General features: G+C 63.7%; 19 protein-coding genes and 1 tRNA gene. 15 read left to right on the top strand and 5 right to left on the bottom strand.

The genetic code is table 11. From position 1 onward, the window contains the following. Positions 1–61: 61 nt before the first annotated feature. The 9 genes from uca (at position 62) to C7A17_RS18605 (ending at position 11126) form a co-directional block, all read left to right on the top strand. Positions 62–3688, top strand: coding sequence for an urea carboxylase (gene uca / locus C7A17_RS18645; RefSeq protein WP_106743029.1), 3627 nt, complete (start codon positions 62–64; stop codon positions 3686–3688). Between the two features lie 334 nt (positions 3689–4022). Then, on the top strand, positions 4023–5489 hold the full coding sequence (locus C7A17_RS18640; protein WP_106739421.1) for a sensor domain-containing diguanylate cyclase: 1467 nt from the start codon (positions 4023–4025) through the stop codon (positions 5487–5489). Then, positions 5489–5692, top strand: a complete 204-nt coding sequence (locus C7A17_RS18635; RefSeq protein WP_106739420.1) for a cysteine-rich CWC family protein — start codon at positions 5489–5491, stop codon at positions 5690–5692. The genes C7A17_RS18640 and C7A17_RS18635 overlap by 1 nt, the downstream gene beginning before the upstream one ends. Positions 5693–5695: 3 nt before the next feature. Next, positions 5696–6388, top strand: a complete 693-nt coding sequence (locus tag C7A17_RS18630; RefSeq protein WP_106739419.1) for a pseudouridine synthase — start codon at positions 5696–5698, stop codon at positions 6386–6388. 393 nt (positions 6389–6781) lie between these two features. Next, positions 6782–7669 (top strand): alpha/beta fold hydrolase, encoded by an 888-nt coding sequence (locus tag C7A17_RS18625; RefSeq protein WP_106739418.1) that lies wholly within the window; start codon positions 6782–6784, stop codon positions 7667–7669. Between the two features lie 94 nt (positions 7670–7763). Further along, positions 7764–7837, top strand: a tRNA-Gly gene (locus tag C7A17_RS18620). 199 nt (positions 7838–8036) lie between these two features. Further along, positions 8037–9170, top strand: coding sequence for a mechanosensitive ion channel family protein (locus C7A17_RS18615; protein WP_106739417.1), 1134 nt, complete (start codon positions 8037–8039; stop codon positions 9168–9170). Between the two features lie 139 nt (positions 9171–9309). Then, a complete protein-coding gene (locus tag C7A17_RS18610) occupies positions 9310–10008 on the top strand; it encodes an endonuclease (protein ID WP_106739416.1) in 699 nt (232 codons plus the stop codon). 119 nt (positions 10009–10127) lie between these two features. Then, complete coding sequence (locus C7A17_RS18605; RefSeq protein ID WP_106739415.1) at positions 10128–11126, top strand: hypothetical protein; 999 nt, start codon at positions 10128–10130, stop codon at positions 11124–11126. A gap of 387 nt (positions 11127–11513) precedes the next feature. Here the strand turns inward: C7A17_RS18605 and C7A17_RS18600 are convergent, their stop codons facing one another. Next, positions 11514–11714 carry a hypothetical protein gene (locus C7A17_RS18600; protein ID WP_106739414.1) on the bottom strand — a complete coding sequence of 67 codons (201 nt, stop codon included), beginning with the start codon at positions 11712–11714 and terminating at the stop codon, positions 11514–11516. Between the two features lie 73 nt (positions 11715–11787). On the opposite strand from C7A17_RS18600, the gene C7A17_RS18595 reads away from it, so the two are divergent. Then, positions 11788–13308 carry a sigma-54-dependent transcriptional regulator gene (locus C7A17_RS18595; protein WP_106739413.1) on the top strand — a complete coding sequence of 507 codons (1521 nt, stop codon included), beginning with the start codon at positions 11788–11790 and terminating at the stop codon, positions 13306–13308. 278 nt (positions 13309–13586) lie between these two features. Here C7A17_RS18595 and sodC read toward each other — a convergent pair whose 3' ends face one another. Then, positions 13587–14138, bottom strand: a complete 552-nt coding sequence (gene sodC / locus C7A17_RS18590; protein ID WP_106739412.1) for a superoxide dismutase family protein — start codon at positions 14136–14138, stop codon at positions 13587–13589. A 335-nt stretch (positions 14139–14473) separates the two neighbouring features. Here sodC and gcvH point away from each other — a divergent pair, with 335 nt between their 5' ends. From gcvH to gcvT, 4 genes are all read left to right on the top strand, one after another. Further along, positions 14474–14857: a glycine cleavage system protein GcvH gene (gene gcvH, locus C7A17_RS18585; protein WP_106739411.1), complete on the top strand. Its 384-nt coding sequence runs from the start codon at positions 14474–14476 to the stop codon at positions 14855–14857. Between the two features lie 9 nt (positions 14858–14866). Next, positions 14867–17719 (top strand): aminomethyl-transferring glycine dehydrogenase, encoded by a 2853-nt coding sequence (gcvP, locus tag C7A17_RS18580; RefSeq protein ID WP_106739410.1) that lies wholly within the window; start codon positions 14867–14869, stop codon positions 17717–17719. 148 nt (positions 17720–17867) lie between these two features. Next, positions 17868–19121: a serine hydroxymethyltransferase gene (gene glyA / locus C7A17_RS18575; RefSeq protein ID WP_106739409.1), complete on the top strand. Its 1254-nt coding sequence runs from the start codon at positions 17868–17870 to the stop codon at positions 19119–19121. A 69-nt stretch (positions 19122–19190) separates the two neighbouring features. Then, positions 19191–20315 (top strand): glycine cleavage system aminomethyltransferase GcvT, encoded by a 1125-nt coding sequence (gene gcvT / locus C7A17_RS18570; RefSeq protein WP_106739408.1) that lies wholly within the window; start codon positions 19191–19193, stop codon positions 20313–20315. A 106-nt stretch (positions 20316–20421) separates the two neighbouring features. Here the strand turns inward: gcvT and C7A17_RS18565 are convergent, their stop codons facing one another. After that, on the bottom strand, positions 20422–20781 hold the full coding sequence (locus tag C7A17_RS18565) for a glyoxalase superfamily protein (protein WP_106739407.1): 360 nt from the start codon (positions 20779–20781) through the stop codon (positions 20422–20424). 63 nt (positions 20782–20844) lie between these two features. Beyond that, entirely contained in the window at positions 20845–21423 is a 579-nt protein-coding gene (locus tag C7A17_RS18560) for an NADPH-dependent FMN reductase (RefSeq protein WP_106739406.1), read from the bottom strand. 77 nt (positions 21424–21500) lie between these two features. Here C7A17_RS18560 and soxR point away from each other — a divergent pair, with 77 nt between their 5' ends. Next, positions 21501–21959, top strand: coding sequence for a redox-sensitive transcriptional activator SoxR (gene soxR, locus C7A17_RS18555; RefSeq protein WP_106739405.1), 459 nt, complete (start codon positions 21501–21503; stop codon positions 21957–21959). 154 nt (positions 21960–22113) lie between these two features. Here soxR and C7A17_RS18550 read toward each other — a convergent pair whose 3' ends face one another. Then, positions 22114–22467 (bottom strand): 5-carboxymethyl-2-hydroxymuconate Delta-isomerase, encoded by a 354-nt coding sequence (locus C7A17_RS18550; RefSeq protein WP_106739404.1) that lies wholly within the window; start codon positions 22465–22467, stop codon positions 22114–22116. Positions 22468–22478 lie beyond the last annotated feature (11 nt).

Below are 22478 nucleotides of genomic sequence, written 5' to 3'. Positions count from 1 at the left end.
GACCGTGGGCATGACCAATGACGGCGGGACGGCCCGCCACGCCCTTCGAGGGTCAATGAAGATGTTCGACAAACTCCTGATCGCCAACCGTGGCGCAATCGCCTGCCGCATCCTGCGCACCCTGCATGAACTGAACGTCGGTGGTGTGGCCGTGTACTCCGAAGCCGACGCCGCCAGCCTGCATATCCAGCAGGCCGACGAAGCCTTCTCCCTCGGCGACGGCCCGGCTGCGCAGACCTACCTGGTGGTCGACAAGATTCTCGCTGCAGCCAAAAGCAGCGGCGCTAAAGCCATCCACCCCGGCTACGGTTTTCTCTCGGAAAACGCCGCCTTCGCCGAAGCCTGCGAAGCCGCCGGTATCGCCTTCGTCGGCCCGACGCCAGAGCAACTGCGCGTATTCGGCCTCAAGCACACTGCCCGCGCCCTGGCCAAACAACATGGCGTGCCGATGCTCGAAGGCACTGAGCTGCTGGAAAACCTCGAGGCCGCGCTGGTCGCTGGCGAGCAGGTCGGCTATCCGGTGATGCTGAAAAGCACCGCCGGCGGTGGCGGCATCGGTATGCGCGTATGCCGCTCGGCAGCCGAGCTCTCCGACGCATTCGAGGCGGTCAAGCGCCTGGGCCAGAACAACTTCAGCGACAGCGGCGTGTTCATCGAGAAGTACATCCAGCGTGCCCGCCATCTGGAAGTGCAGGTGTTCGGCGATGGCCAGGGCGACGTGCTCGCCCTCGGCGTACGCGACTGCTCGGTGCAGCGCCGCAACCAGAAAGTGCTGGAAGAAACCCCGGCGCCTAACCTGCCGGCCGGCATGGCGGATGAGCTGTGCGCCGCCGCGATCAAGCTGACCAAGGCGGTGAATTACCGCAGCGCCGGCACCGTCGAATTCGTCTACGACAGCGAGGCCGAGCGCTTCTACTTCCTCGAAGTGAACACCCGCCTGCAGGTCGAGCACGGCGTCACCGAACAGGTTTGGGGTGTCGACCTGGTGCGCTGGATGATCGAACTGGCAGCCGGCGATCTACCGCCGCTAAGCGAACTGGCCAACGGCCTGAAGCCCAGCGGCCATGCTATCCAGGCGCGCCTGTATGCCGAAGACCCGGGCCGTGACTTCCAGCCCAGCCCCGGCCTGCTGACCGCCGTGCAATTTCCCGAAGCCGACGGCAAGGCTCTGCGCATCGATACCTGGGTCGAAGCCGGCTGCGAGATCCCGCCCTACTTCGACCCGATGATCGCCAAGCTGATCACCTGGGCACCCAGCCGCGATGAAGCCTCCAAAGCGCTGGACAAAGCCCTTGGCGATTCCGTGCTGTACGGCGTGGAATGCAACCGCGACTACCTGCGTCAGATCCTCAGTGACGCGCCATTCGCCAGCGGCTCGCCGTGGACGCGCTGCCTGGAGAATCTGGCCTACCAGGCCAATACCTTCGAGGTACTGAGCGCCGGCACCCAGACCACCGTGCAGGATTTCCCCGGCCGCATTGGCTACTGGGCCGTGGGCGTGCCGCCGTCCGGGCCGATGGACAGCCGTGCCCTGCGCCTGGGCAACCGCCTGCTCGGCAACGACGAAGGCGCCGCTGCGCTGGAAATCACCATGAGCGGCCCGCTGCTGCGCTTCAACACCGATGCGGTGATCGCCGTAACCGGCGCCGAGATTCCCCTGAGCATCAATGGCGTGGAACAGCCGATGAACACCGCGCTTCTGATCGCAGCCGGCAGCACCCTGACGCTCGGCACCATTGCCGGTGCCGGCGCGCGTAGCTACCTCAGCATTCGCGGCGGCATTCAGGTGCCGGACTACCTGGGCAGCAAGAGCACCTTCACCCTCGGCCAGTTCGGCGGCCATGGCGGCCGCGCCCTGCGCGCTGGCGACGTGCTGCACCTGCTGCCGCTCGCCAACCGCGAGGCCGGCGCGCAGCTGCCCACCGAGCTTTGCCCCGCCCTGCCCGCGGTGCGTGAACTGCGGGTGATCTACGGCCCGCACGGCGCGCCGGAATATTTCACACCCGCCTACATCGACACCTTCTTCGCCACCGCCTGGGAGGTGCACTTCAACTCCAGCCGCACCGGCGTACGCCTGATCGGGCCGAAGCCCGAGTGGGTACGCGAAAGCGGCGGCGAGGCGGGCCTGCATCCCTCGAACATCCACGACAATCCCTACGCCATCGGCGCAGTGGATTTCACCGGCGACATGCCGGTGATCCTCGGCCCGGACGGCCCCAGCCTAGGCGGCTTCGTCTGCCCAGTCACCATCATCGAGGCCGACCTCTGGCAGCTCGGCCAGCTCAAGGCCGGCGACAAGGTGCGCTTCGTGCCGGTGGATATCGCCACGGCGCGGGAGTTGGCCAAAGCCAGTGCCAGCGAATGCAACACTCTCCGTGGGAGCGGCTTCAGCCGCGATATAGCTGACACACCAATCGCGGATAAATCCGCTCCTACAGGTTCCCCCATCGTCCTCGACATCGGCGAAGACGATACCCGCCTGGTCGCACGCCTGTCCGGCGACACCCACCTGCTGCTGGAAATCGGCCAACCGGAACTCGACCTGGTGCTGCGCTTCCGTGGCCACGCGCTGATGCAGGCGCTGGAAGCCAAACAACTCGACGGTGTGATCGACCTGACGCCGGGTATTCGCTCGCTACAGGTGCATTACCAGTCGGAAACCCTGGCGCTGCAGACGCTGCTCGATATCGTCGCTGGCGAGTGGGACGCCGTGTGCGCCGCGCGCGATTTGAAGGTGCCGTCACGCATCGTCCACCTGCCACTGTCCTGGGACGACCCGGCCTGCCAACTGGCCATCGACAAGTACATGACCACCGTGCGTAAGGACGCACCCTGGTGCCCGAGCAACCTGGAGTTCATCCGCCGCATCAACGACCTGCCGAACCTCGACGAGGTGTACCGCACCGTGTTCGACGCCAGCTACCTGGTCATGGGCCTGGGCGACGTCTACCTCGGCGCCCCGGTGGCCACGCCGCTCGACCCGCGCCACCGCCTGGTCACCACCAAGTACAACCCGGCGCGTACCTGGACGGCGGAAAACTCCGTCGGCATCGGCGGCGCCTACATGTGCGTGTACGGCATGGAAGGCCCCGGCGGCTACCAGTTCGTCGGCCGTACCCTGCAGATGTGGAACCGCTACCGCGCGGTCGAGGCCTTCGACGGCAAGCCCTGGCTGCTGCGCTTCTTCGACCAGATTCGCTTCTACCCGGTCAGTGCCGATGAACTGCTGCGCATCCGCCGCGATTTCCCGCTCGGCCGCTACCCACTGCGCATCGAACAGAGTGAACTGGCCCTGGCCGACTACCAGCAGTTCCTCGATGCCGAAGCCGACGGTATCGCCGCCTTCCGCCAACAGCAGCGCGCCGCCTTCGATGCCGAACGCCAGCGCTGGATCGACTCCGGTCAGGCGCATTTCGAGAGCGACGAAGGCGTGGTTGAGGTGACCGAGGATGCGCCGCTCGACGCCGGCCAGCATAGCGTCGACAGCCATATCGCCGGCAACCTCTGGCAGGTGCAGGTGGAAGCTGGCGCCCAGGTGCAGGCCGGCGACGTGCTGGTGATCCTCGAGTCGATGAAGATGGAGATTCCGCTCACCGCGCCGATGGCCGGCACCGTGCGCGAAGTACGCGTGCAACCGGGCTCGCCCGTGCGGGCCGGACAACGTGTGGTGGTGCTGGAAGAAGCCTGAAACGCTCACCACTGAAGCGCCCTCCCACAGGGCCCGCGAACATCCTGTGGGAGGTGCACAAGCGCACCGTAGGAGCAGATTCAGCCGCGATCCACACAAACGCAGACTTCCTGCGGAAGGGGCTGTCACCACGACCGTCTCATGACCCGCTGCAATACAGGCAAGCGCAATCGCGGCTGAAGCCGCTCCCACAACAAGCCCATAGCCCGGATGCAATCCGGGCATCCTCACTCAAACATTGGCCACCGATAACAGCGTCGATTGTGATCACAACTGGCGCTATCCCCTTCCGGCAAGCTAGCATCACGCCATCAACCCGCTCCCGGATTCACCCATGTCCCTGCGCCCCAAACGGCACACGCAAACCTCGTTGGTGTTACTGCTCCTGTTCCTGCTCGGTAGCGGCTTTCTCACCACCTCGCTGCTGAGCTATTACGCCTCGCGCGACTCGATTCGCGACAGCATCATCAACACCGAACTGCCACTGACCTCCGACACCGTCTATTCGGAAATCCAGAAGGATCTGGTGCGTCCCATCCTCATCTCCTCGATGATGGCCCGCGACACCTTCCTGCGTGACTGGGTGCTGGCCGGCGAACAGGACAACGGGCAGATGACCCGCTACCTGCGTGAAGTGCAGGAGCACTATGGCGCCTTCACCAGCTTCTTCGTCTCCGACAAGACCAGCACCTACTACCAGGCCAAGGGCGTGCTCAAGCAGGTCAAGCCGGACGAGCCGCGCGACGTCTGGTACTACCGCGTACGCGGCCTCAAGGAGCCCTACGAGATCAACGTCGACGTCGACATGGCCAACGCCGACCGCCTGACCATCTTCATCAACTACAAGGTGTTCGACTACGACGGCAGCTTCATCGGCGCCACCGGCGTCGGCCTGGCGGTCGATGCCGTGGTCAAGCTGATCGACGAGTACCAGGCGCGCTACGAACGCAGCGTCTACTTCGTCGACACCACCGGGCGCATCACCCTCACCGGCGCCCAGGGCGGGCCGATGGGCGCCCAGGTCGGCGATTCGCTGGCTGACGTGCCCGGCCTCGACGGCCTGATGGAAAAACTGCCCACGCCGCAAAGCGGTCAGTTCGAATACCAGGAGCAGGGCCGCGAGCACTTCCTCAACGTGCGCTACATTCCCGAGCTGGAGTGGTACCTGTTCGTCGACAAGCAGGACAAGGCCCTGGCAGGCATCCGCCAGGGGCTCTACATAAACCTGCTGCTGTGCCTGCTGGTCACCGCCATCGTGCTAACCCTGGTCAGCCTGGCGATTCGTCGCTACCAGCAGCGCATCGCCGCCCTGGCCACCACCGACAGCCTCACCGAACTGCCCAACCGCCGCGGCTTCGACATCCTCGCCGAACAGGCCCTGCAGGAAGCGCAACGCGACAGCAGCCCGCTGTGCGCCGTGCTGCTGGATCTGGACAACTTCAAGCTGATCAACGACGAGTACGGCCACCTCGCTGGCGACCAGGTGCTGCACGATTTCGCCCAGCAACTACGCGGCGCGCTGCGCCAGTCCGACATTCTCTGCCGCTGGGGTGGCGAGGAATTCATCCTGCTGCTGAAGAACACCGACCGCCAGGCCGCCCACGATCTGGCCGAGAAACTGCGTCAGCAATGCGCCGAACAGCGCTATCAAGTCGAAGGCCAGACCCTGCAGGTCACCGTCAGCCTCGGCCTCAGCCAATGGCAAACCGACGAAAGCCTGCACGCCCTGCTCGGCCGCACCGACCGCGCGCTTTACCGCGCGAAGCAGGCCGGGCGCGACCGCGTCTGCGTCGACAGCTGATGGACACGCAACGCTGCCCGCTATGCGGCAAGGCCAACCAGTGCAGCGTCGCTGCCGGGCGTGACGAACCCTGCTGGTGCTTCGACGCGCAGGTCGATCCGGCCGCGCTAGAGCGCCTTACGCCCGAGCAACGTGACCAGGCCTGCCTGTGCCCCGCCTGCGCCGGCGTGCTGGATGCGGCCGAACGCGGCGAGCAGAACTGAGCCATGCGCCTGGATCGCTTCCTCAGCAACTTCCCCCGTTTCAGCCGCCAGGACAGCCGCCTGCTGATCAGCGCCGGACGCCTGCGTGTGGATGGCGTGGTGGTGCAGGATCCGCGCTTTGACCTGCGCGATTTCCAGCGCGTCGAGCTGGATGACGAATTGCTGCAGGCCGGGCGCAGCGCGCGCTACTGGATGCTGCACAAACCGGTCGGCGTGGTCAGCGCCACCGAGCACGACGAACACCGCACCGTCCTCGACCTCCTGGACGAGCCGGACAAGCACGAGCTACATCTGGCCGGGCGCCTCGACCTGAACACCAGCGGCCTGCTGCTGATCACCAACGACGGACGCTGGTCGCGCCGCATCACCCAGCCACAGCAGCGCAAGCCCAAGGTCTACCACGTCACCACCGAACAGCCGATCACCGCCGAGTACGCCGAGGTCTTCGCCCTGGGCCTGTACTTCGCCTTCGAAGACCTCACCACCCTGCCCGCCCAGCTCGACGTACTGAGCAGCCACCACGCCCGCCTGACCCTGTTCGAAGGCCGCTACCATCAGGTCAAGCGCATGTTCGGCCACTTCCGCAATCGCGTCGTCGCCCTGCACCGCGAACGCATGGGTGACATCGTCCTCGACCCAAAGCTCGCCCCAGGCCAATACCGCGCCCTGACCCAGATCGAAATCGCCAGCGTCTGATCCCCTTCTCGCGGCCAACATCACGACCCGACCAACGGCAGTGCCAGAGTGCGATAAAGATGTGACTTGCCCTTGCGCAGCTGCAAGCGAGCTGCTTGAATCGAACCATAAGTCTTTAGATGACCATATGGTCACGACAAGACAACTAAGCGTTCTCTCGGTTGCTGGCGCTCTGCGCCGACTGGATTCCTGCCTGGTAACACCGCCCTCTCCACGGCCTTGAAAAAGGTCTGGAGCGCTCGACTGTTTCGATCCTAACTGCTTGAAATTCAAATACTTATAAAAATCTCCAGCCTGACATCAAGCTGTCACGCTCAGGCGCTTTTCTGACTGCTCACTCAAATGCGAACGGCCGCCGCTCGCCTTGACACACTTGCGCCAGGAGGAAACGACATGAGGCCAGAAACCGCAGTCGTCGAGATCAACAGGAAGCACAAGGTACACACGGAGTTCTACGGCAACCCGGCAGCAAGCAAGACCATCATTCTGGTCAATGGCTCTCTGGCGACCACGGCCTCGTTCACGCAAACGGTCAAATACCTGCAACCGCAGTTCAACGTGGTGGCATTCGACCTGCCCTACGCCGGCCAGTCGAAGCCGCACAACAGCGACTTCACACCTATCACCAAGGAAGACGAAGCGGCGATTCTGCTGCACCTGATCGACCACTATGGCGCCAACTACCTGATGTCCTTCTCCTGGGGCGGCGTCGCCTCCCTGCTCGCCCTGGCGCAGCGCCCGGCGACGCTGGAGAAGGCCGCCATCTGCTCCTTCTCACCGATCCTCAACGTGCCGATGCTCGACTACCTGCACAAGGGCCTGCGCTTCCTGCATGCGGTGGATCGCGACAACATCGCCCTGCTGGTCAACAGCACCATCGGCAAGCACCTGCCGTCGCTGTTCAAACGCTTCAACCACAAGCACGTCAGCACCCTCGACGAGCACGAGTACCGGCAGATGTACGCGCACATCAAGCAGGTGCTGAACCTGGAAGCGCACTGCCGCAAGGAATGCCTGCAGGCCATCGACATCCCGCTGATATTCGTCAACGGTGACCGCGACGAATACACCTCGGTGGAAGACGCCTGCCTGTTCGCCCAACACATCGACAACGCCCAATTCGCCGTGATCGACGATGCCGGCCACTTCCTCGATATGGAACACAAGGCCGCCTGGCTGCAGACCCAACGCGTGCTGCTGGACTTCTTCAACGCCCCCAGCAAACGCCTGCAACTGCCAGCCAAAGGCGACCTGCGCGACCTTCAGGCGATGGCGGTATGAGGGATCCGAAGCGCGGAGCGAATGTATCTACGGGTGTCCCGACAGCGCTCCGCGCTTCATTTCCGCAACGGCTTCCGGTATAAAGGCACCCGCTGCGGGTGTCGTATAATGGTAATACCCTAGCTTCCCAAGCTAGAGCCGTGGGTTCGATTCCCATCACCCGCTCCAGACAGCAAAGAAAAAGCCCCGTCAGTGATGACGGGGCTTTTTCGTTTCACTAATCCAGTATCTAAACCGGCACTCTACTTACTGCCACGACCTTTTCTCCTACGGATTAAAGCCGTCCTGACCACTCACCCATTTCCCGGAACTTCTGCTCCCCCACGCCCACAGAAAACTATGTGAATTTTTCTGGAGGCCCCTGGCGATGGAACAGTGGAATATCTGGCTCGAACGTGATCTCTGGCTGAACGTGGCGATCGTGCTGGTCGCCACGGTACTGATCTACAGCGTACTGCGAACCCTGGTAAACACCCTGCACAAGCGCCTCAAGGCCAGGTCGAAGGATCAGGAAAACAGTTGGCCACACTTCATCGCCATGGTCATAGGCCGTACCAGCCGCCTGTTGTTGCTGGCGTTCTCCCTGCTGTTGGCGCTGCGTCTGGCAGATTTGCCGCTCGCCTGGCAAAGCGCGCTGAGCCATACCTGGTTCGTCGCCCTGGCCTTGCAGGTGGCGCTGTGGGTCGATACCGGCGTACGCCTGTGGTCGCGCAGCCTGGTGATGGGCAAGAGCGGTGGTCACTACAACCCGGTGATGACCACCATCATCAGCATCATGATTTTGATCGTGGTGTGGTCGGTGATGCTGTTGTCGATCCTGGCCAACCTCGGTGTGGATATCACCGCACTAGTGGCCAGCCTGGGGGTCGGCGGTATCGCCGTGGCCCTGGCGGTGCAGACGGTGCTCAGCGATGTGTTCGCCTCACTTTCCATTGGTGTCGACAAGCCCTTCGAGATCGGTGACTTCGTGGTGTTCGGCGAAGTGGCCGGCAGCATCGAGCACATCGGCCTGAAGACCACGCGCATCCGCAGTCTCAGCGGCGAGCAGGTGGTGTGCGCCAACGCAGACCTGCTGCGGCAGATCGTGCACAACTACAAGCGCATGGACACCCGCCGTATCGTCTTCAAGTTCGGCATCAACTACGACACGCCGAGCACGAAGGTGCGCCAGGTGGCCGAGAAGGTAGGCGAGATCATCCGCGCCACACCCAAGACCCGATTCGACCGCGCGCACTTTCTCGGTTTCGACGAGAGCCAGCTGACCTTCGAGGTGGTGTATATCGTGCTGACCTCGGACTACAACCAGTACATGGACATCCAGCAGGAGATCAATCTGCACTTGCTCGATGCCCTGCGCGAGCTGGACGTGCGCTTCGCCCTGCCCCGTCGCGACCTGCGTCTGGTAGGTGAGAAGATGCCAGTGCTGAAGGTCGCCGGCCTGCCGCAGCAAGCTGGGAGCGAAATGGGCACTACCGATCAGCAGCTACCGAGGTTCAGCTGACGACTCCGCCGGGGCTTCGGATTGTCCGCCCGGACTGTCCGAAGTCCCGAAACAAGGCATCTAGCCACTACACAAGCCATTGAAAAATATCAGTTTTCCTTCTTCCAATCGGCAGCGGTGACGGCTACCCTGCCGCACCATGATTCGATGCTTACTCCCTCTTCTCTGCTACTGCCTTACCGCCTCCCTCAACGCTGCGCCGCGAGACTTCAACGAAGCCAAGCGCCTTGCCCGGCCGCTGTATGCCCAGCAATCCACCGAGTTCTACTGTGGCTGCAAGTACAGTGGCAACCGGGTCGACCTGCGCTCCTGTGGTTACACACCGCGCAAGAATGCAAATCGCGCCCAGCGTATCGAGTGGGAACACATCGTTCCGGCCTGGGTGATCGGCCATCAGCGCCAGTGCTGGCAGAAAGGCGGACGCAAGCACTGCGCGGCCAACGATGTGCAGTTCCGCAAGGCCGAAGCGGATCTGCACAACCTGGTGCCGAGCATCGGCGAGGTGAATGGCGACCGCAGCAATTACGCCTTCGCCTGGCTGCCACAGAAGCCACATCAATACGGCCGTTGCGAGACGGTGGTGGACTTCAAGGCGCGCAAGGTGATGCCGCGCCAGGCCGTACGCGGGATGGTCGCACGCACCTATTTCTACATGGCTGACCGCTACAAGCTGCGCCTGTCGAAACAGGATCGCCAGCTCTACGAAGCCTGGCACAAGGCCTACCCACCCAAACCCTGGGAACAGCAGCGCAACCAGCAGGTGGCTTGCGTGATGGGTTGGGGTAACCCGTACGTGGGTAAGGTGGATATGAGCCGCTGTACTCGCGGACGCGGATAGGGATCAGGGACTTATGCGGTGCCCCGCCCAGCGCTCTCGATACCATGCGCGTTGATTCGACGCTGGACGGCTTTTAAGCTCTGCCGCACATAGCACCCGCCGCGCCACAAGGACGTCCCATGATTCCCATCAGCCCCACGGCCATGCTGCTCGGAGCGCTGCTCCTGCTGCTCGCCATCATCTGCGTACCCGGCCTGCTGGGCTTGCTCGGCGCCAGCCTGCATCCACGCGCCAGGGCCTACATGCTGGCAAGACGCAAGCGGTTCGGGTTTCTCGCCGTATTCTTCATCGTCGGCAGCCTGCCAGCCTTTCAATTGCTGACCTGGCAGTTGCAGGACTGGTACGAAGCACGCGCACTCGTTCAGCACCTGGAATCCGAACAGGTGCTTGGCGAACTGGTGCTGCCAGCCGGAACGCGGGTGAAGATCGCGCGCCTGGAGCCCGACACGAACCTCAGTGGCGATCCCCTCCCCCATGGTTTGCAGAGCCTGCAGCATGCCGAGTTCGACAAGGCACCAGGCAAAGTGCGCGATGTGCGGGTGCGCAGCCTGTCTCTGGACGAAACACGAGCCAGCGCGCAACTGGTAGAGGATGCACGCATCGACGGTTGGCTGTGCTCGTCGCAAGCCGATGTCACCTTCCGCTACCCGCTTGGCACGCAGTTCAAACCAGCGGATTGGCAGCTGGACAGCTGCACCCTGGCAGCAGGCAGCGAGGTGGCAGGCGCCATCTGGCCAGCTCCGGTATCCGTGCAGGCGCTGCAAGACGGACGCTGGCAGTTGGCGACGGACGACACGCCGATCCACTTCCGGGGGCTCGACCTGCGTATCTGGAACCTATGGCTCGACAGGCCCTATGGCGAGCTTCAGGGCTGGCAAGCCGAGTTGACCCAGCCACTCGAACTCGGGCCGATGCAGTATCCGGCTGACACGCGTGTACGCGGTTACCAAGGCAATCTGTTGTTCAGCCCGTACGAGGAAGCGCCAGCCATGGATCGCCGTGACGGTAAGCCGCTCAAGCCGAATGTGTCGGTGGAGCAGAACGCCGCCGGCGAGGTGCTGGGCATTCATGAGAATCAGGACGTGGGCGTGATCGATTGGTTCAGGATCGTGCCCTGAACCAGTCGCAACTAAAGACGCCTCCACCGGATGCATATGGGGCGTGCCGTGCGTACCACTGTGGAACGAAAAATTCGTAACTCGGATGCATCCAGGGATGCACGTGGGGATTACGCGTAGGGCGAACCGGAACGCCGGCCGCTCGTAGCGAAGCGAACAGTCCGCCATTTGCGACAACCTCCATCCAGCGTAGTGCTTCACGACGACTGCATGGATGCGGGAGGTAGAGCGACGCTGGATGCCAAAACCGAGTACGCCCTACGCCACGAAAGGCTCGCGGCCGGAGCAGTGCCGACCGGAATACGTAGGGTGCGCCGTGCGCACCGCTGGAGAAACGAAGATTCGCGGCTGAAGCCGCTCCTACGGATTGGTGCTCCTGCGGCACCATCACTGCGACAAGCGCTGCAACTCGCGACGCACCATGTTGGCGAACTCCGGTGGGCTGAGCTGGTACAGCTCCTGCGCCACCCAGGGCAGCCAGTGCCCTTGCAACTCGGCCTTGCGCGACAGCAGGCGTTGGGCCTCGGTTTCGGCGCGAGCCTGATGCTCGCGGTGGTAGTCGGCGCGGCTCGGTTTTTCTGTGTTCACGGTGCTGCCCTTTTCCTCATACCAGGCTGAGCAGGCATAATCGCGGCCTGTCCGCCCATTTCGACCGTCATCAATGCGCATCCACGTCAGCTTCATCGACCGCGTCGGCATCACCCAGGAAGTCCTGGCGCTGCTGGGCGGGCGCAATCTGAACCTCGATGCGGTGGAGATGGTACCGCCAAACGTCTATATCGATGCACCGACCCTGAGCGCCGAAGTGCTCGAGGAGCTGCGCGGCGCGCTGTTGCAGGTGCATGGCGTGCAGAGCGTGGAGGTGGTCGACATTCTGCCCGGCCAGCGCCGCCGCCTGCAGCTCGACGCACTGCTCGCCGCGATGCCCGACCCGGTGCTGGCCGTGGATGATCGAGCCACTGTGCTATTGGCAAACCCGGCATTGATCGACATGTCCGCCCGACCGCCCGAGGGCTTGAGCATCGCTGCCCTGTTCGCCGATGAAGCACTGCAACAATCGCTACTCGCCGCCGGTTTTCACCAGCCGCTGCGCGAGGTGCATTTCGCCGGCCAGCCGCTGCTGCTCGATGCCCAGCCGATCACCGAAGACGGTCGACTGACGGGCGGTCTGCTCACCCTCTATGCGCCAAGCCGCATGGGCGAACGCCTGGCGGCGCTGCATCACGATCATGCCGAAGGCTTCGACTCGCTGCTCGGTGAGTCATCGCCGATCCGTGCCCTCAAGGCTCGCGCTCTGCGCGTGGCATCGCTCGATGCGCCGCTGCTGATTCACGGCGAAACCGGCACCGGCAAGGAACTGGTCGCGCGTGCCTGCCATACCGTCAGCGTGCGCCGCAGCGCCCCTTTCCTGGCGCTGAACTGCGCCGCCCTGCCGGAAAACCTGGCCGAGAGCGAGTTGTTCGGCTACGCCCCCGGCGCCTTCACCGGCGCACAACGTGGCGGCAAGCCGGGACTGCTGGAGTTGGCCAACCAGGGCACGGTGTTCCTCGATGAAATCGGCGAGATGTCGCCCTATCTGCAAGCCAAGCTGCTGCGTTTTCTCAGCGACGGCAGCTTCCGTCGTGTTGGTGGCGACCGAGAAGTGAAGGTGGATGTGCGCATCCTCAGCGCCACCCACCGCGATCTGGAGCAGATGGTTGCCGAAGGCAGTTTCCGTGAGGATCTGTTCTACCGCCTCAATGTACTCAACCTGGAAGTGCCGCCGCTGCGCGAGCGTGGCCAGGACATCCTGCTGCTGGCCCAGCACTTCATGGCTCAGGCCTGCGCGCAGATCCAGCGCCTGCCCTGCCGCCTGGCCCCGGCGACCTTCCCGGCGCTGCTGGCCGGACGCTGGCCCGGTAATGTGCGCCAGCTGCAGAACGTGATCTTCCGCGCCGCCGCCATCTGCGACAGCAACTGGGTGGAGATGGACGACCTGGATATCGCCGGCACCGAGGTCGCGCCAAAGGTCGAGGGCGAGGTCGGCAGCCTGGAACAAGCCATGGACGAGTACGAGAAGGCACTGCTGGCAAAACTCTACGACAGCCACCCGTCCAGCCGTCAGTTGGCTGCACGCCTGGGCACTTCGCACACCGCCATCGCCAAGCGCTTGAAGAAGTACGGGATACCGGGCGGTCGCTAGAGACACCGTTCTACAAAAACACCCCGACCCGCTATAGAGTTCCTGTTAGCGGTCAAGTGTTCTTCAGCGCGAGTAGACGTAGGGCGAACCGGAACGCAGGCCGCTCGTAGCGCCAGCGAACAGTCCGCAGTTTCGGTATCTCACACATCTAACGGCGTACTGCTGCGCGAGTACGCCTTACGTCATAACTTCCCCTGCTGAGAGCCATCCAGAAACTCGCAGCACCTGGACTCCCGCCTTCGCGGGAGCGACGATCCCCTACGTCCGGTAGCGCTGCATCAGATCGATGCTGTGGCGTTGGAGACCTTGATCACGCCGCAGGCCACACGCGCGCCGCCACCACCGAGGGGCTGCGGATGGTCGGAGTGATTGTCAGCACCGGCATGAATCATCAGGGCACGCCCGTTGAGCTCTTCCAGGCGCTTCAAGCGAGGCGCCAATACCGGCTGGCTGGCACTGCCATCATCCGCAACATACAGCGCGGGCAGGTCACCGAGGTGGGCATTGTCTTCCCAGGGGAAACCGTGACGGCCAGCGTTGTCCGGATCCCAGTGGCCACCGGCAGCGCCGGCCGGGGTGAGCTTGCCGTCTACCTGCGCGGCATCACAGCTGGCATTCACATGCACATGGAATCCATGCAGCCCAGGCTCCAGGCCGTTCAATTCGGGGGTGAACACCAGGCCATAGGCGGACTGGCTGATGGTTACGGTACCCAGCGGCGTACCTGAACCACTCTCGGTGGCCTGCGACATCGTCACGCTGACCGTCTCGCTGGCCTGCAGACTGGTGGCACTCAATAGCGCGAATGCCAGTGGAATCAAGGGTTTCATGAGTGCAGAAGCTCCTTTGCAGTGGGTAGTGCTATACCGACCTCCTGCACCACCCAGCGGTTCCGACAACACAGTCGTATCGATTTCGAACCACCGTAACGATTTCGCAACAAATCCTTGTAACCCACGGCCCGCCTGGCACGACCTCAACTTTTCCAAAAGCGACACCGACATTCGTAGCGTTATCGTTACAAGGGGGCGCACATAAATCCCATAAAAATAACTAAGCCATTGTTTTAATTGATATTTTTAACATTGGCACCCGCATTGCTATAGCTCCCTGCAATCCTGCCCGCCACCTAGAAGCGGGCGCCATCACCCCTTGAGGAGTTCACATGAGCGAGTTGCGTTTCACTGCTGATCACGAATGGCTGCGTCTGGACAACGATGGTCTAGTGACCGTCGGCATCACCCATTACGCACAGGACGCGCTCGGCGACGTGGTGTACGTGCAACTGCCGGAAGTGAAAGCCTTCGCCCAGGGCGAGGAAGTAGCAGTGCTGGAATCGGTAAAAGCTGCCAGCAACATCGTCATGCCGCTGGATGGCGAGATCGTCGAGGTCAACGGTGAGCTGGAAGGCAGCCCGGAGCTGGTCAACGAGTCGCCACTGGAAAAAGCCTGGTTCTTCCGCATGCGCCTGGCCGACAACGCCGTGCTGGCCGACCTGCTCGACAAGGCCGGCTATGATCGTCTGTTGAACGCCAACGCCGACGCCTGAGTGACCGCCATGACCAAGCTCGATACCCAGAACGAATTCATCGCCCGCCATATCGGCCCGCGCGACGCCGATACCGCAGCCATGCTCGAACTGCTGGGCTATGACTCGGTGGACGCACTGACCGCCAGCGTGATCCCCGAGAGCATCAAGGGCACCAGCATCCTCGGCGAGCAGCCGGGCCTGTCGGAAGCCGACGCCCTGGCGCGCATCAAGACCATCGCCGCCAAGAACCAGCAGTTCAAGAACTTCATCGGCCAGGGTTACTACGGCACCCACACGCCGAGCCCGATCCTGCGCAACCTGCTGGAAAACCCGGCCTGGTACACTGCCTACACCCCTTACCAACCGGAGATTTCCCAAGGCCGCCTGGAAGCGCTGCTGAACTTCCAGACGCTGATCAGCGACCTCACCGGCATGCAGATCGCCAACGCATCCTTGCTCGACGAAGCCACCGCTGCCGCCGAGGCCATGACCTTCTGCAAGCGTCTGTCGAAGAACAAGGCCAGCAACACCTTCTTCGCCTCCCAGCATTGCCACCCGCAGACCCTCGACGTGCTGCGCACCCGTGCCGAGCCGCTGGGCATCGAGGTTGAAGTCGGCGACGAAGCCGCCATCACCGACGCCAGCGCCTACTTCGGCGCCCTGCTGCAGTACCCGGCGAGCAACGGTGACATCTTCGACTACCGCGCCCTAGTCGAGCGTTTCCACGCCGCCAACGCCCTGGTCGCCGTCGCGGCCGACCTGCTGGCCCTGACCCTGCTCACCCCGCCGGGCGAGTTCGGCGCCGACGTTGCCCTGGGCAGCGCCCAACGCTTTGGTGTACCGCTGGGTTTCGGTGGCCCGCACGCCGCCTACTTCGCCACCCGCGACGCGTTCAAGCGCGACATGCCGGGCCGCCTGGTCGGCATGTCGGTCGACCGTTTCGGCAAGCCGGCCCTGCGCCTGGCCATGCAGACCCGCGAGCAGCACATCCGCCGCGAGAAGGCCACCAGTAACATCTGTACCGCCCAGGTGCTGCTGGCCAACATCGCCAGCATGTACGCTGTGTACCACGGCCCGAAAGGCCTGACCGCCATCGCTCAGCGCGTGCACAGCTTCACCGCCATCCTCGCCCTGGGCCTGACCAAGCTGGGTCACAGCGTCGAGCAGCAGCACTTCTTCGACACCCTGAGCATCAAGACCGGCGCCAAGACTGCCGAACTGCATGCCAAGGCCCGTGCCGCCGCCATCAACCTGCGCGAGATCGACGCCGAGCGCCTGGGCCTGTCGCTGGACGAAACCACCGACGAAGCGGCTGTCACGGCGCTGCTGAACCTGTTCGCCGCTGGCCAGGCTGCCCCTGCCGTCAGCGATCTGGCCGCACAGATCGCCAGCCGCCTGCCGGAGAACCTGCTGCGCCAATCGGCGATCCTGCAACACGCAGTGTTCAACCGCTACCACAGCGAAACCGAGCTGATGCGCTACCTGCGCAAGCTGGCTGACAAGGATCTGGCACTGGATCGCAGCATGATCCCGCTGGGCTCCTGCACCATGAAGCTCAACGCCGCCAGCGAGATGATTCCGGTGACCTGGCCGGAATTCGGCAACCTGCACCCGTTCGCTCCGGTCGAGCAGGCTGCGGGCTACACCCAGCTGACCAGCGAACTGGAAGCCATGCTCTGCGCCGCCACCGGCTACGACGCCGTGTCGCTGCAGCCCAATGCCGGTTCCCAGGGCGAGTATGCCGGCCTGCTGGCCATCCGCGCCTACCACCTGAGCCGTGGCGACGATCAGCGTGACATCTGCCTGATCCCGCAATCGGCCCACGGCACCAACCCGGCGACCGCCTCCATGGCCGGCATGCGCGTGGTGGTGACCGCCTGTGATGCACGCGGCAACGTCGACATCGCTGATCTCAAGGCCAAGGCCGAAGAGCACAAGGATCGCCTGGCCGCGATCATGATCACCTACCCGTCCACCCACGGTGTGTTCGAGGAAGGCATCCGCGAGATCTGCCAGATCATCCACGACAACGGCGGCCAGGTTTACATCGACGGCGCCAACATGAACGCCATGGTCGGCCTCTGTGCACCGGGTCAGTTCGGTGGCGACGTCTCGCACCTGAACCTGCACAAGACCTTCTGCATCCCGCACGGCGGTGGCGGCCCGGGCGTCGGCCCGATTGGCGTCAAGTCGCACCTGGCGCCGTTCCTGCCGGGCCATGGCCACATGGCACGCAAGGAAGGTGCAGTCAGCGCCGCACCGTTCGGCAGCGCCAGCATCCTGCCGATCACCTGGATGTACATCACCATGATGGGCGGCAACGGCCTCAAGCGCGCGTCGCAGATGGCCATCCTCAACGCCAACTACATCGCCCGTCGTCTGGAAGAGCACTACCCGGTGCTGTACTCCGGCGAAGGCGGCCTGGTGGCGCACGAGTGCATCCTCGATATCCGTCCGCTCAAGGAAACCAGCGGCATCAGCGTCGACGACGTGGCCAAGCGCCTGATCGACTTCGGCTTCCATGCCCCGACCATGTCCTTCCCGGTTGCCGGCACGCTGATGATCGAGCCGACCGAGAGCGAGTCCAAGGAAGAGCTGGATCGTTTCTGCGACGCCATGATCGCCATTCGCGAGGAAGTCCGCGCGGTCGAGCAAGGCCGTCTGGACAAGGACGACAACCCGCTGAAGAACGCCCCGCACACCGCCCTGGAACTGGTTGGCGAATGGCATCACGCCTACAGCCGCGAGCAGGCCGTGTACCCGGTGGCGAGCCTGATCGAGGCCAAGTACTGGCCGCCGGTGGGCCGTGTGGACAACGTCTACGGCGACCGCAACCTGGTCTGCGCCTGCCCGTCCATCGAGGCGTATCAGGACGCGTAAGTACCGCCCCGTAGCCCGGATGAAATCCGGGAGCTTTTGACGGCTTCCCCGGATTGCATTCGGGCTACATCCAACCCGTTTCTTTCGGCTCCCCCTCACCGGGGCGGGCTGACTTCATCCCGAGAAAAACGATAAAGAGGGCCTCACCATGTTCAGCAAGCACGACCAACTGCAGGGCTATGACGATGCCCTGCTCGCGGCGATCCAGGCCGAAGAACAGCGCCAGGAAGACCATATCGAGCTGATCGCCTCGGAGAACTACTGCAGCCAGCGCGTCATGCAGGCGCAAGGCAGCGGCCTGACCAACAAGTACGCAGAAGGTTATCCGGGCAAGCGTTACTACGGTGGCTGCGAGCATGTGGACAAGGTCGAGGCGCTGGCCATAGAGCGCGCTAAACAGCTGTTCGGCGCCGACTACGCCAACGTCCAGCCGCACTCGGGCTCTTCGGCCAACAGCGCCGTGTACCTCGCGCTGCTGGGTGCTGGTGACACCATCCTCGGCATGAGCCTGGCACACGGTGGTCACCTGACCCACGGCGCTAAGGTGTCGTCCTCGGGCAAGCTGTACAACGCCGTGCAGTACGGCATCGACGAGAACGGCCTGATCGACTACGACGAGGTCGAGCGCCTGGCAGTCGAGCACAAGCCGAAGATGATCGTCGCCGGTTTCTCGGCCTACTCGCGCGTGCTGGACTTCCCCCGTTTCCGCGCCATCGCCGACAAGGTCGGTGCGCTACTGTTCGTCGACATGGCCCATGTCGCCGGTCTGGTTGCAGCCGGCCTGTACCCGAACCCGGTGCCGTTCGCCGATGTGGTCACCACTACCACGCACAAGACCCTGCGCGGCCCGCGTGGCGGCCTGATCCTCGCGCGCAAGAACGAAGAGATCGAGAAGAAGCTCAACTCCGCTGTGTTCCCCGGAGCCCAGGGCGGCCCGCTGATGCACGTCATCGCGGCCAAGGCGGTGTGCTTCAAGGAAGCGCTGGAGCCAGGCTTCAAGGCCTACCAGCAGCAGGTGATCGACAACGCCCGCGCCATGGCCGAGGTGTTCGTCCAGCGCGGCTATGACGTGGTCTCCGGCGGTACCGACAACCACCTGATGCTGATCAGCCTGGTCAAGCAGGGCCTGACCGGCAAGGCGGCCGACGCGGCGCTGGGCGATGCCCACATCACCGTGAACAAGAACGCCGTACCGAACGATCCGCAGTCGCCGTTCGTCACCTCAGGCATCCGTATCGGCACCCCGGCGGTGACCACCCGCGGCTTCAAGGAAGGCGAATGCCGCACCCTGGCCGGCTGGATCTGCGACATCCTCGACGACCTGGAAAACCCGGCCGTGATCGAGCGCGTGCGCGGCCAGGTCGCCGACCTGTGCGCCACCTTCCCGGTCTACGCTGACTGACACCCGACGAACGACGGGCCGCGTTGCGGCCCCAACCGGTGCGCGCGGCGCACCCAACAGGAAATCGACATGACCACTGAAACCCTCGCCAAGACTCCGCTGCATGCCCTGCACATTGAACTCGGCGCGCGCATGGTGCCCTTCGCCGGCTATGACATGCCCGTGCAGTACCCGCTGGGCGTGATGAAGGAACACCTGCATACCCGCGAGGCCGCCGGCCTGTTCGACGTCTCGCACATGGGCCAGATCCTCCTGCGTGGCGAGAACGCCGCGCGCGCCCTGGAAACCCTGGTGCCGGTGGACATCATCGACCTGCCGGAGGGCCTGCAGCGCTACGCCATGTTCACCGACGAGAACGGCGGCATTCTCGACGACCTGATGGTCGCCAACCTCGGTGACGACACCCTGTACCTGGTGGTCAACGCCGCTTGCAAGGATCAGGATCTGGCTCACCTCAAACAGCACATCGGCGAACAGTGCCAGATCGAGAGCCTGTTCGAGGAGCGCGCCCTGCTCGCCCTGCAAGGCCCGAAGGCGGTCGAAGTGCTGGCCCGCCTGGCACCGGAGGTGAGCAAGATGACCTTCATGCAGGTCGCCCGCGTGCGCCTGCTGGGCAGCGAGTGCATCGTCAGCCGCAGCGGCTACACCGGCGAAGACGGCTTCGAAATCTCCGTCGCCGTGGATCAGGCAGAAGCCCTGGCGCGCAGCCTGCTGGCCGAAGTGGAAGTCGAAGCCATCGGCCTCGGCGCACGCGATTCGCTGCGCCTGGAAGCCGGTCTGTGCCTCTACGGCCATGACATGAGCACCAGCACCACGCCGATCGAAGCTGGCCTGCTGTGGGCCATCTCCAAGGTACGCCGTGCAGATGGCGAGCGCGCCGGCAACTTCCCGGGCGCCGAGCGTATCTTCGCCCAGCAACGCGAAGGCGTGCCGAGCAAGCGGGTCGGCCTGCTTCCACAGGAACGCGTGCCGGTGCGCGAAGGTGCGGAAATCGTCGACGCAGGCGGCAACGTGATCGGCCAGGTGTCCAGCGGTGGCTTCGGCCCGAGCCTGGGCGCGCCGGTGGCCATGGGTTACGTCAAGGCCAGCTACATGGCCATCGATAGCGAAGTCTGGGCCGTGGTGCGCGGCAAGCGCGTGCCGATGAAAGTGGCCAAGACCCCGTTCGTGCCGCAACGCTACTACCGCGGTTAAGCGCTCTCGTGGCCCGGATACGATCCGGGCTACGTGGTTAGCGCCCCTGCGTAGGGCGGGCGGAATCCGCCAGATCAGCCGTGGCGGGTTTCACCCGCCCTACTCTTCACCGCACGTCGGTGAAGATCAGGCGATTGCCGAATGGATCGGTCAGCGCCAGATCACGACCCCAGGGCTGCGCCACGATATCCGGTCGAGCGAAGTCGTAGTCCTTGCCGCGCAGCTCACTCAGCAATCCATCCAGGTCATCACAGAAGATGCGCAACGCCGCGCCCGGGCAGCAATCGCCATGGTGCTCGGACAGATGCAGCACGCAGCCTCCGCGTGATAGCTGCAGGTACAACGGCAGGCTCGGCTCGAAGCGGTGCGACCAATCCTCGGCGAAGCCCAGGTAATCGATATAGAACGCCCGCGCTCGCGCCTCGTCGAAGCTACGCAGAATAGGAATTGGAGCGGCCAGTTGCATGGTGTCATCCAGCGAAAGGGTGGCCCATCAGCTTTACCGCAACAATGCGCCGGCGCAAGCGCATCAGCCTCTGACCCGCTCGTACGGCACGCGCTCGCGCCCGGCACGCAGCGTCTGCGCCCACCAGTTCAACTGCACCAACATATGGGCCATGGCCGAGTTGGCGCGACGTGGTTCACTCAGCCGCCCCTGTTCGTCGAACTGCTCCCAGGCATTGGTGAAGCTCACCGAACCGCGCACCGTCATGGCGTGCAGCTCCGCCAGCACCTGGCGCAGTTGCTCCACCGCTCGTAGCCCGCCGGATACCCCGCCATAGCTGACGAAGCCCACCGGACGCGCCTCCCAGGAAGCCGGCACCTCGTCGATGAACTGCTTGAGCGCTGCCGGATAGCCGTGGTTGTACTCCGGGGTGACAATCAGAAAGGCATCTGCACGCAACAGATGTTGCTGCGACTGATGACGCAACTGCGCGGCTTCAGGTTCCTCGCCAGGCTGGCGGAACATCACGGCCGGGTCGACCAGGCTCAACTCGAACTCACTGCGTTGCCCGATCTGCTCACGCGCCCAGGCCACCACCTGATCGCAGAAGCGCTCCTCGCGCACGCTGCCGTAGATCAGAACCAAACGAATGCGATCCTGCATGGAAATCCCCTCGGGGTTGTCTATCAAGGCCTGCGAGGGTAAAACCTCAACTTAACTTGAGGTCAAGAGGGATTTTCATGTTGGCGCCACACGAACGTCTCGAGCGGCCACTCACTGTCGGCCAGGTAGCCGAACGCAGCGGGGTGAGTGTTTCCACCCTGCACTTCTACGAGGCCAAGGGGCTGATTCACAGCCAGCGCAACGCAGGTAATCAGCGCCGTTATCCACGGCAGATCCTGCGTCGGGTTGCCTTGATCAAGGTGGCGCAACGCCTGGGGATTCCGCTGGCGGACATCGGCGCGATCCTCGCGACGCTACCGCACGATCACACGCCCACAGCAGCCGACTGGCAACGCTTTTCGCAGCATTGGAAACAGGAACTGGACGCCCGCCTCGAGCGTTTGAGCAAATTGCGCGACCAACTCACCGGCTGCATCGGCTGCGGTTGTCTATCGATGGACGACTGCCCGCTGCGTAACCCCGGGGATCGCCTGGGCAACCAGGGCAGCGGCCCGCGCCTGCTCGAAGGCGATTAGGTTCTGTAAGAAGAGTCGTCGAGCGAAGGTCAGGCGAGGCAAAAACGGGTGAGGAACGGTCGGAGTCGCGGTCGACTTTACGAGCTGTAAATGAGCATTCCGAACCCGTTTTTAACGAAGCATCACCGATGCGCAGGCACTTTTCATACAGAACCTAATCCTCTAGGCAATTGCGCCGATTACTGAAGACCTCTCGCTGAATATCACGCACATCCAGCGATATCGCCGGCACCTGCGGCAGGCGTTCCACCAGCGCGCGTACGATGCGTCGGGACAAGGCGCGCTTGTCCGCATCGCTGCGGCCAGCCAGAACGTAGAAGATCAGGTGCACGAACAGCCCCGGCTCACCGCCGACGCAGTGGTGTTCGTACAGGCTGAGACGAACCTTGACCTCACCCGGCTGGAACAGACCGCTGTCTGCCGCCTGGTCGTGCACCAGGCGCACCAGTTCCTGCGGCGCTATCAACTGGCCTACCTCATGGGCGGCCTCGATCAGGCAATGCGGCATGCGTTCTCCCA

It is taken from the genome of Pseudomonas mendocina, from assembly GCF_003008615.1.
GTDB classification, from domain to species: Bacteria; Pseudomonadota; Gammaproteobacteria; order Pseudomonadales; family Pseudomonadaceae; genus Aquipseudomonas; species Aquipseudomonas mendocina_C.
Note: the sequence above shows the minus strand (reverse complement) of the source record. Positions and strands in the feature narration are given on the sequence as shown.

What these genes read in the sequence shown, in the direction of transcription:
- uca (WP_106743029.1), top strand. Translation starts at nt 62, where the DNA reads ATGTTCGACAAACTCCTGATCGCCAACCGTGGCGCAATCGCCTGCCGC.
- C7A17_RS18640 (WP_106739421.1), top strand. Translation starts at nt 4,023, where the DNA reads ATGTCCCTGCGCCCCAAACGGCACACGCAAACCTCGTTGGTGTTACTG.
- C7A17_RS18635 (WP_106739420.1), top strand. Translation starts at nt 5,489, where the DNA reads ATGGACACGCAACGCTGCCCGCTATGCGGCAAGGCCAACCAGTGCAGC.
- C7A17_RS18630 (WP_106739419.1), top strand. Translation starts at nt 5,696, where the DNA reads ATGCGCCTGGATCGCTTCCTCAGCAACTTCCCCCGTTTCAGCCGCCAG.
- C7A17_RS18625 (WP_106739418.1), top strand. Translation starts at nt 6,782, where the DNA reads ATGAGGCCAGAAACCGCAGTCGTCGAGATCAACAGGAAGCACAAGGTA.
- C7A17_RS18615 (WP_106739417.1), top strand. Translation starts at nt 8,037, where the DNA reads ATGGAACAGTGGAATATCTGGCTCGAACGTGATCTCTGGCTGAACGTG.
- C7A17_RS18610 (WP_106739416.1), top strand. Translation starts at nt 9,310, where the DNA reads ATGATTCGATGCTTACTCCCTCTTCTCTGCTACTGCCTTACCGCCTCC.
- C7A17_RS18605 (WP_106739415.1), top strand. Translation starts at nt 10,128, where the DNA reads ATGATTCCCATCAGCCCCACGGCCATGCTGCTCGGAGCGCTGCTCCTG.
- C7A17_RS18595 (WP_106739413.1), top strand. Translation starts at nt 11,788, where the DNA reads ATGCGCATCCACGTCAGCTTCATCGACCGCGTCGGCATCACCCAGGAA.
- sodC (WP_106739412.1), bottom strand. Translation starts at nt 14,138, where the DNA reads ATGAAACCCTTGATTCCACTGGCATTCGCGCTATTGAGTGCCACCAGT.
- gcvH (WP_106739411.1), top strand. Translation starts at nt 14,474, where the DNA reads ATGAGCGAGTTGCGTTTCACTGCTGATCACGAATGGCTGCGTCTGGAC.
- gcvP (WP_106739410.1), top strand. Translation starts at nt 14,867, where the DNA reads ATGACCAAGCTCGATACCCAGAACGAATTCATCGCCCGCCATATCGGC.
- glyA (WP_106739409.1), top strand. Translation starts at nt 17,868, where the DNA reads ATGTTCAGCAAGCACGACCAACTGCAGGGCTATGACGATGCCCTGCTC.
- gcvT (WP_106739408.1), top strand. Translation starts at nt 19,191, where the DNA reads ATGACCACTGAAACCCTCGCCAAGACTCCGCTGCATGCCCTGCACATT.
- C7A17_RS18565 (WP_106739407.1), bottom strand. Translation starts at nt 20,781, where the DNA reads ATGCAACTGGCCGCTCCAATTCCTATTCTGCGTAGCTTCGACGAGGCG.
- C7A17_RS18560 (WP_106739406.1), bottom strand. Translation starts at nt 21,423, where the DNA reads ATGCAGGATCGCATTCGTTTGGTTCTGATCTACGGCAGCGTGCGCGAG.
- soxR (WP_106739405.1), top strand. Translation starts at nt 21,501, where the DNA reads ATGTTGGCGCCACACGAACGTCTCGAGCGGCCACTCACTGTCGGCCAG.
- C7A17_RS18550 (WP_106739404.1), bottom strand. Translation starts at nt 22,467, where the DNA reads ATGCCGCATTGCCTGATCGAGGCCGCCCATGAGGTAGGCCAGTTGATA.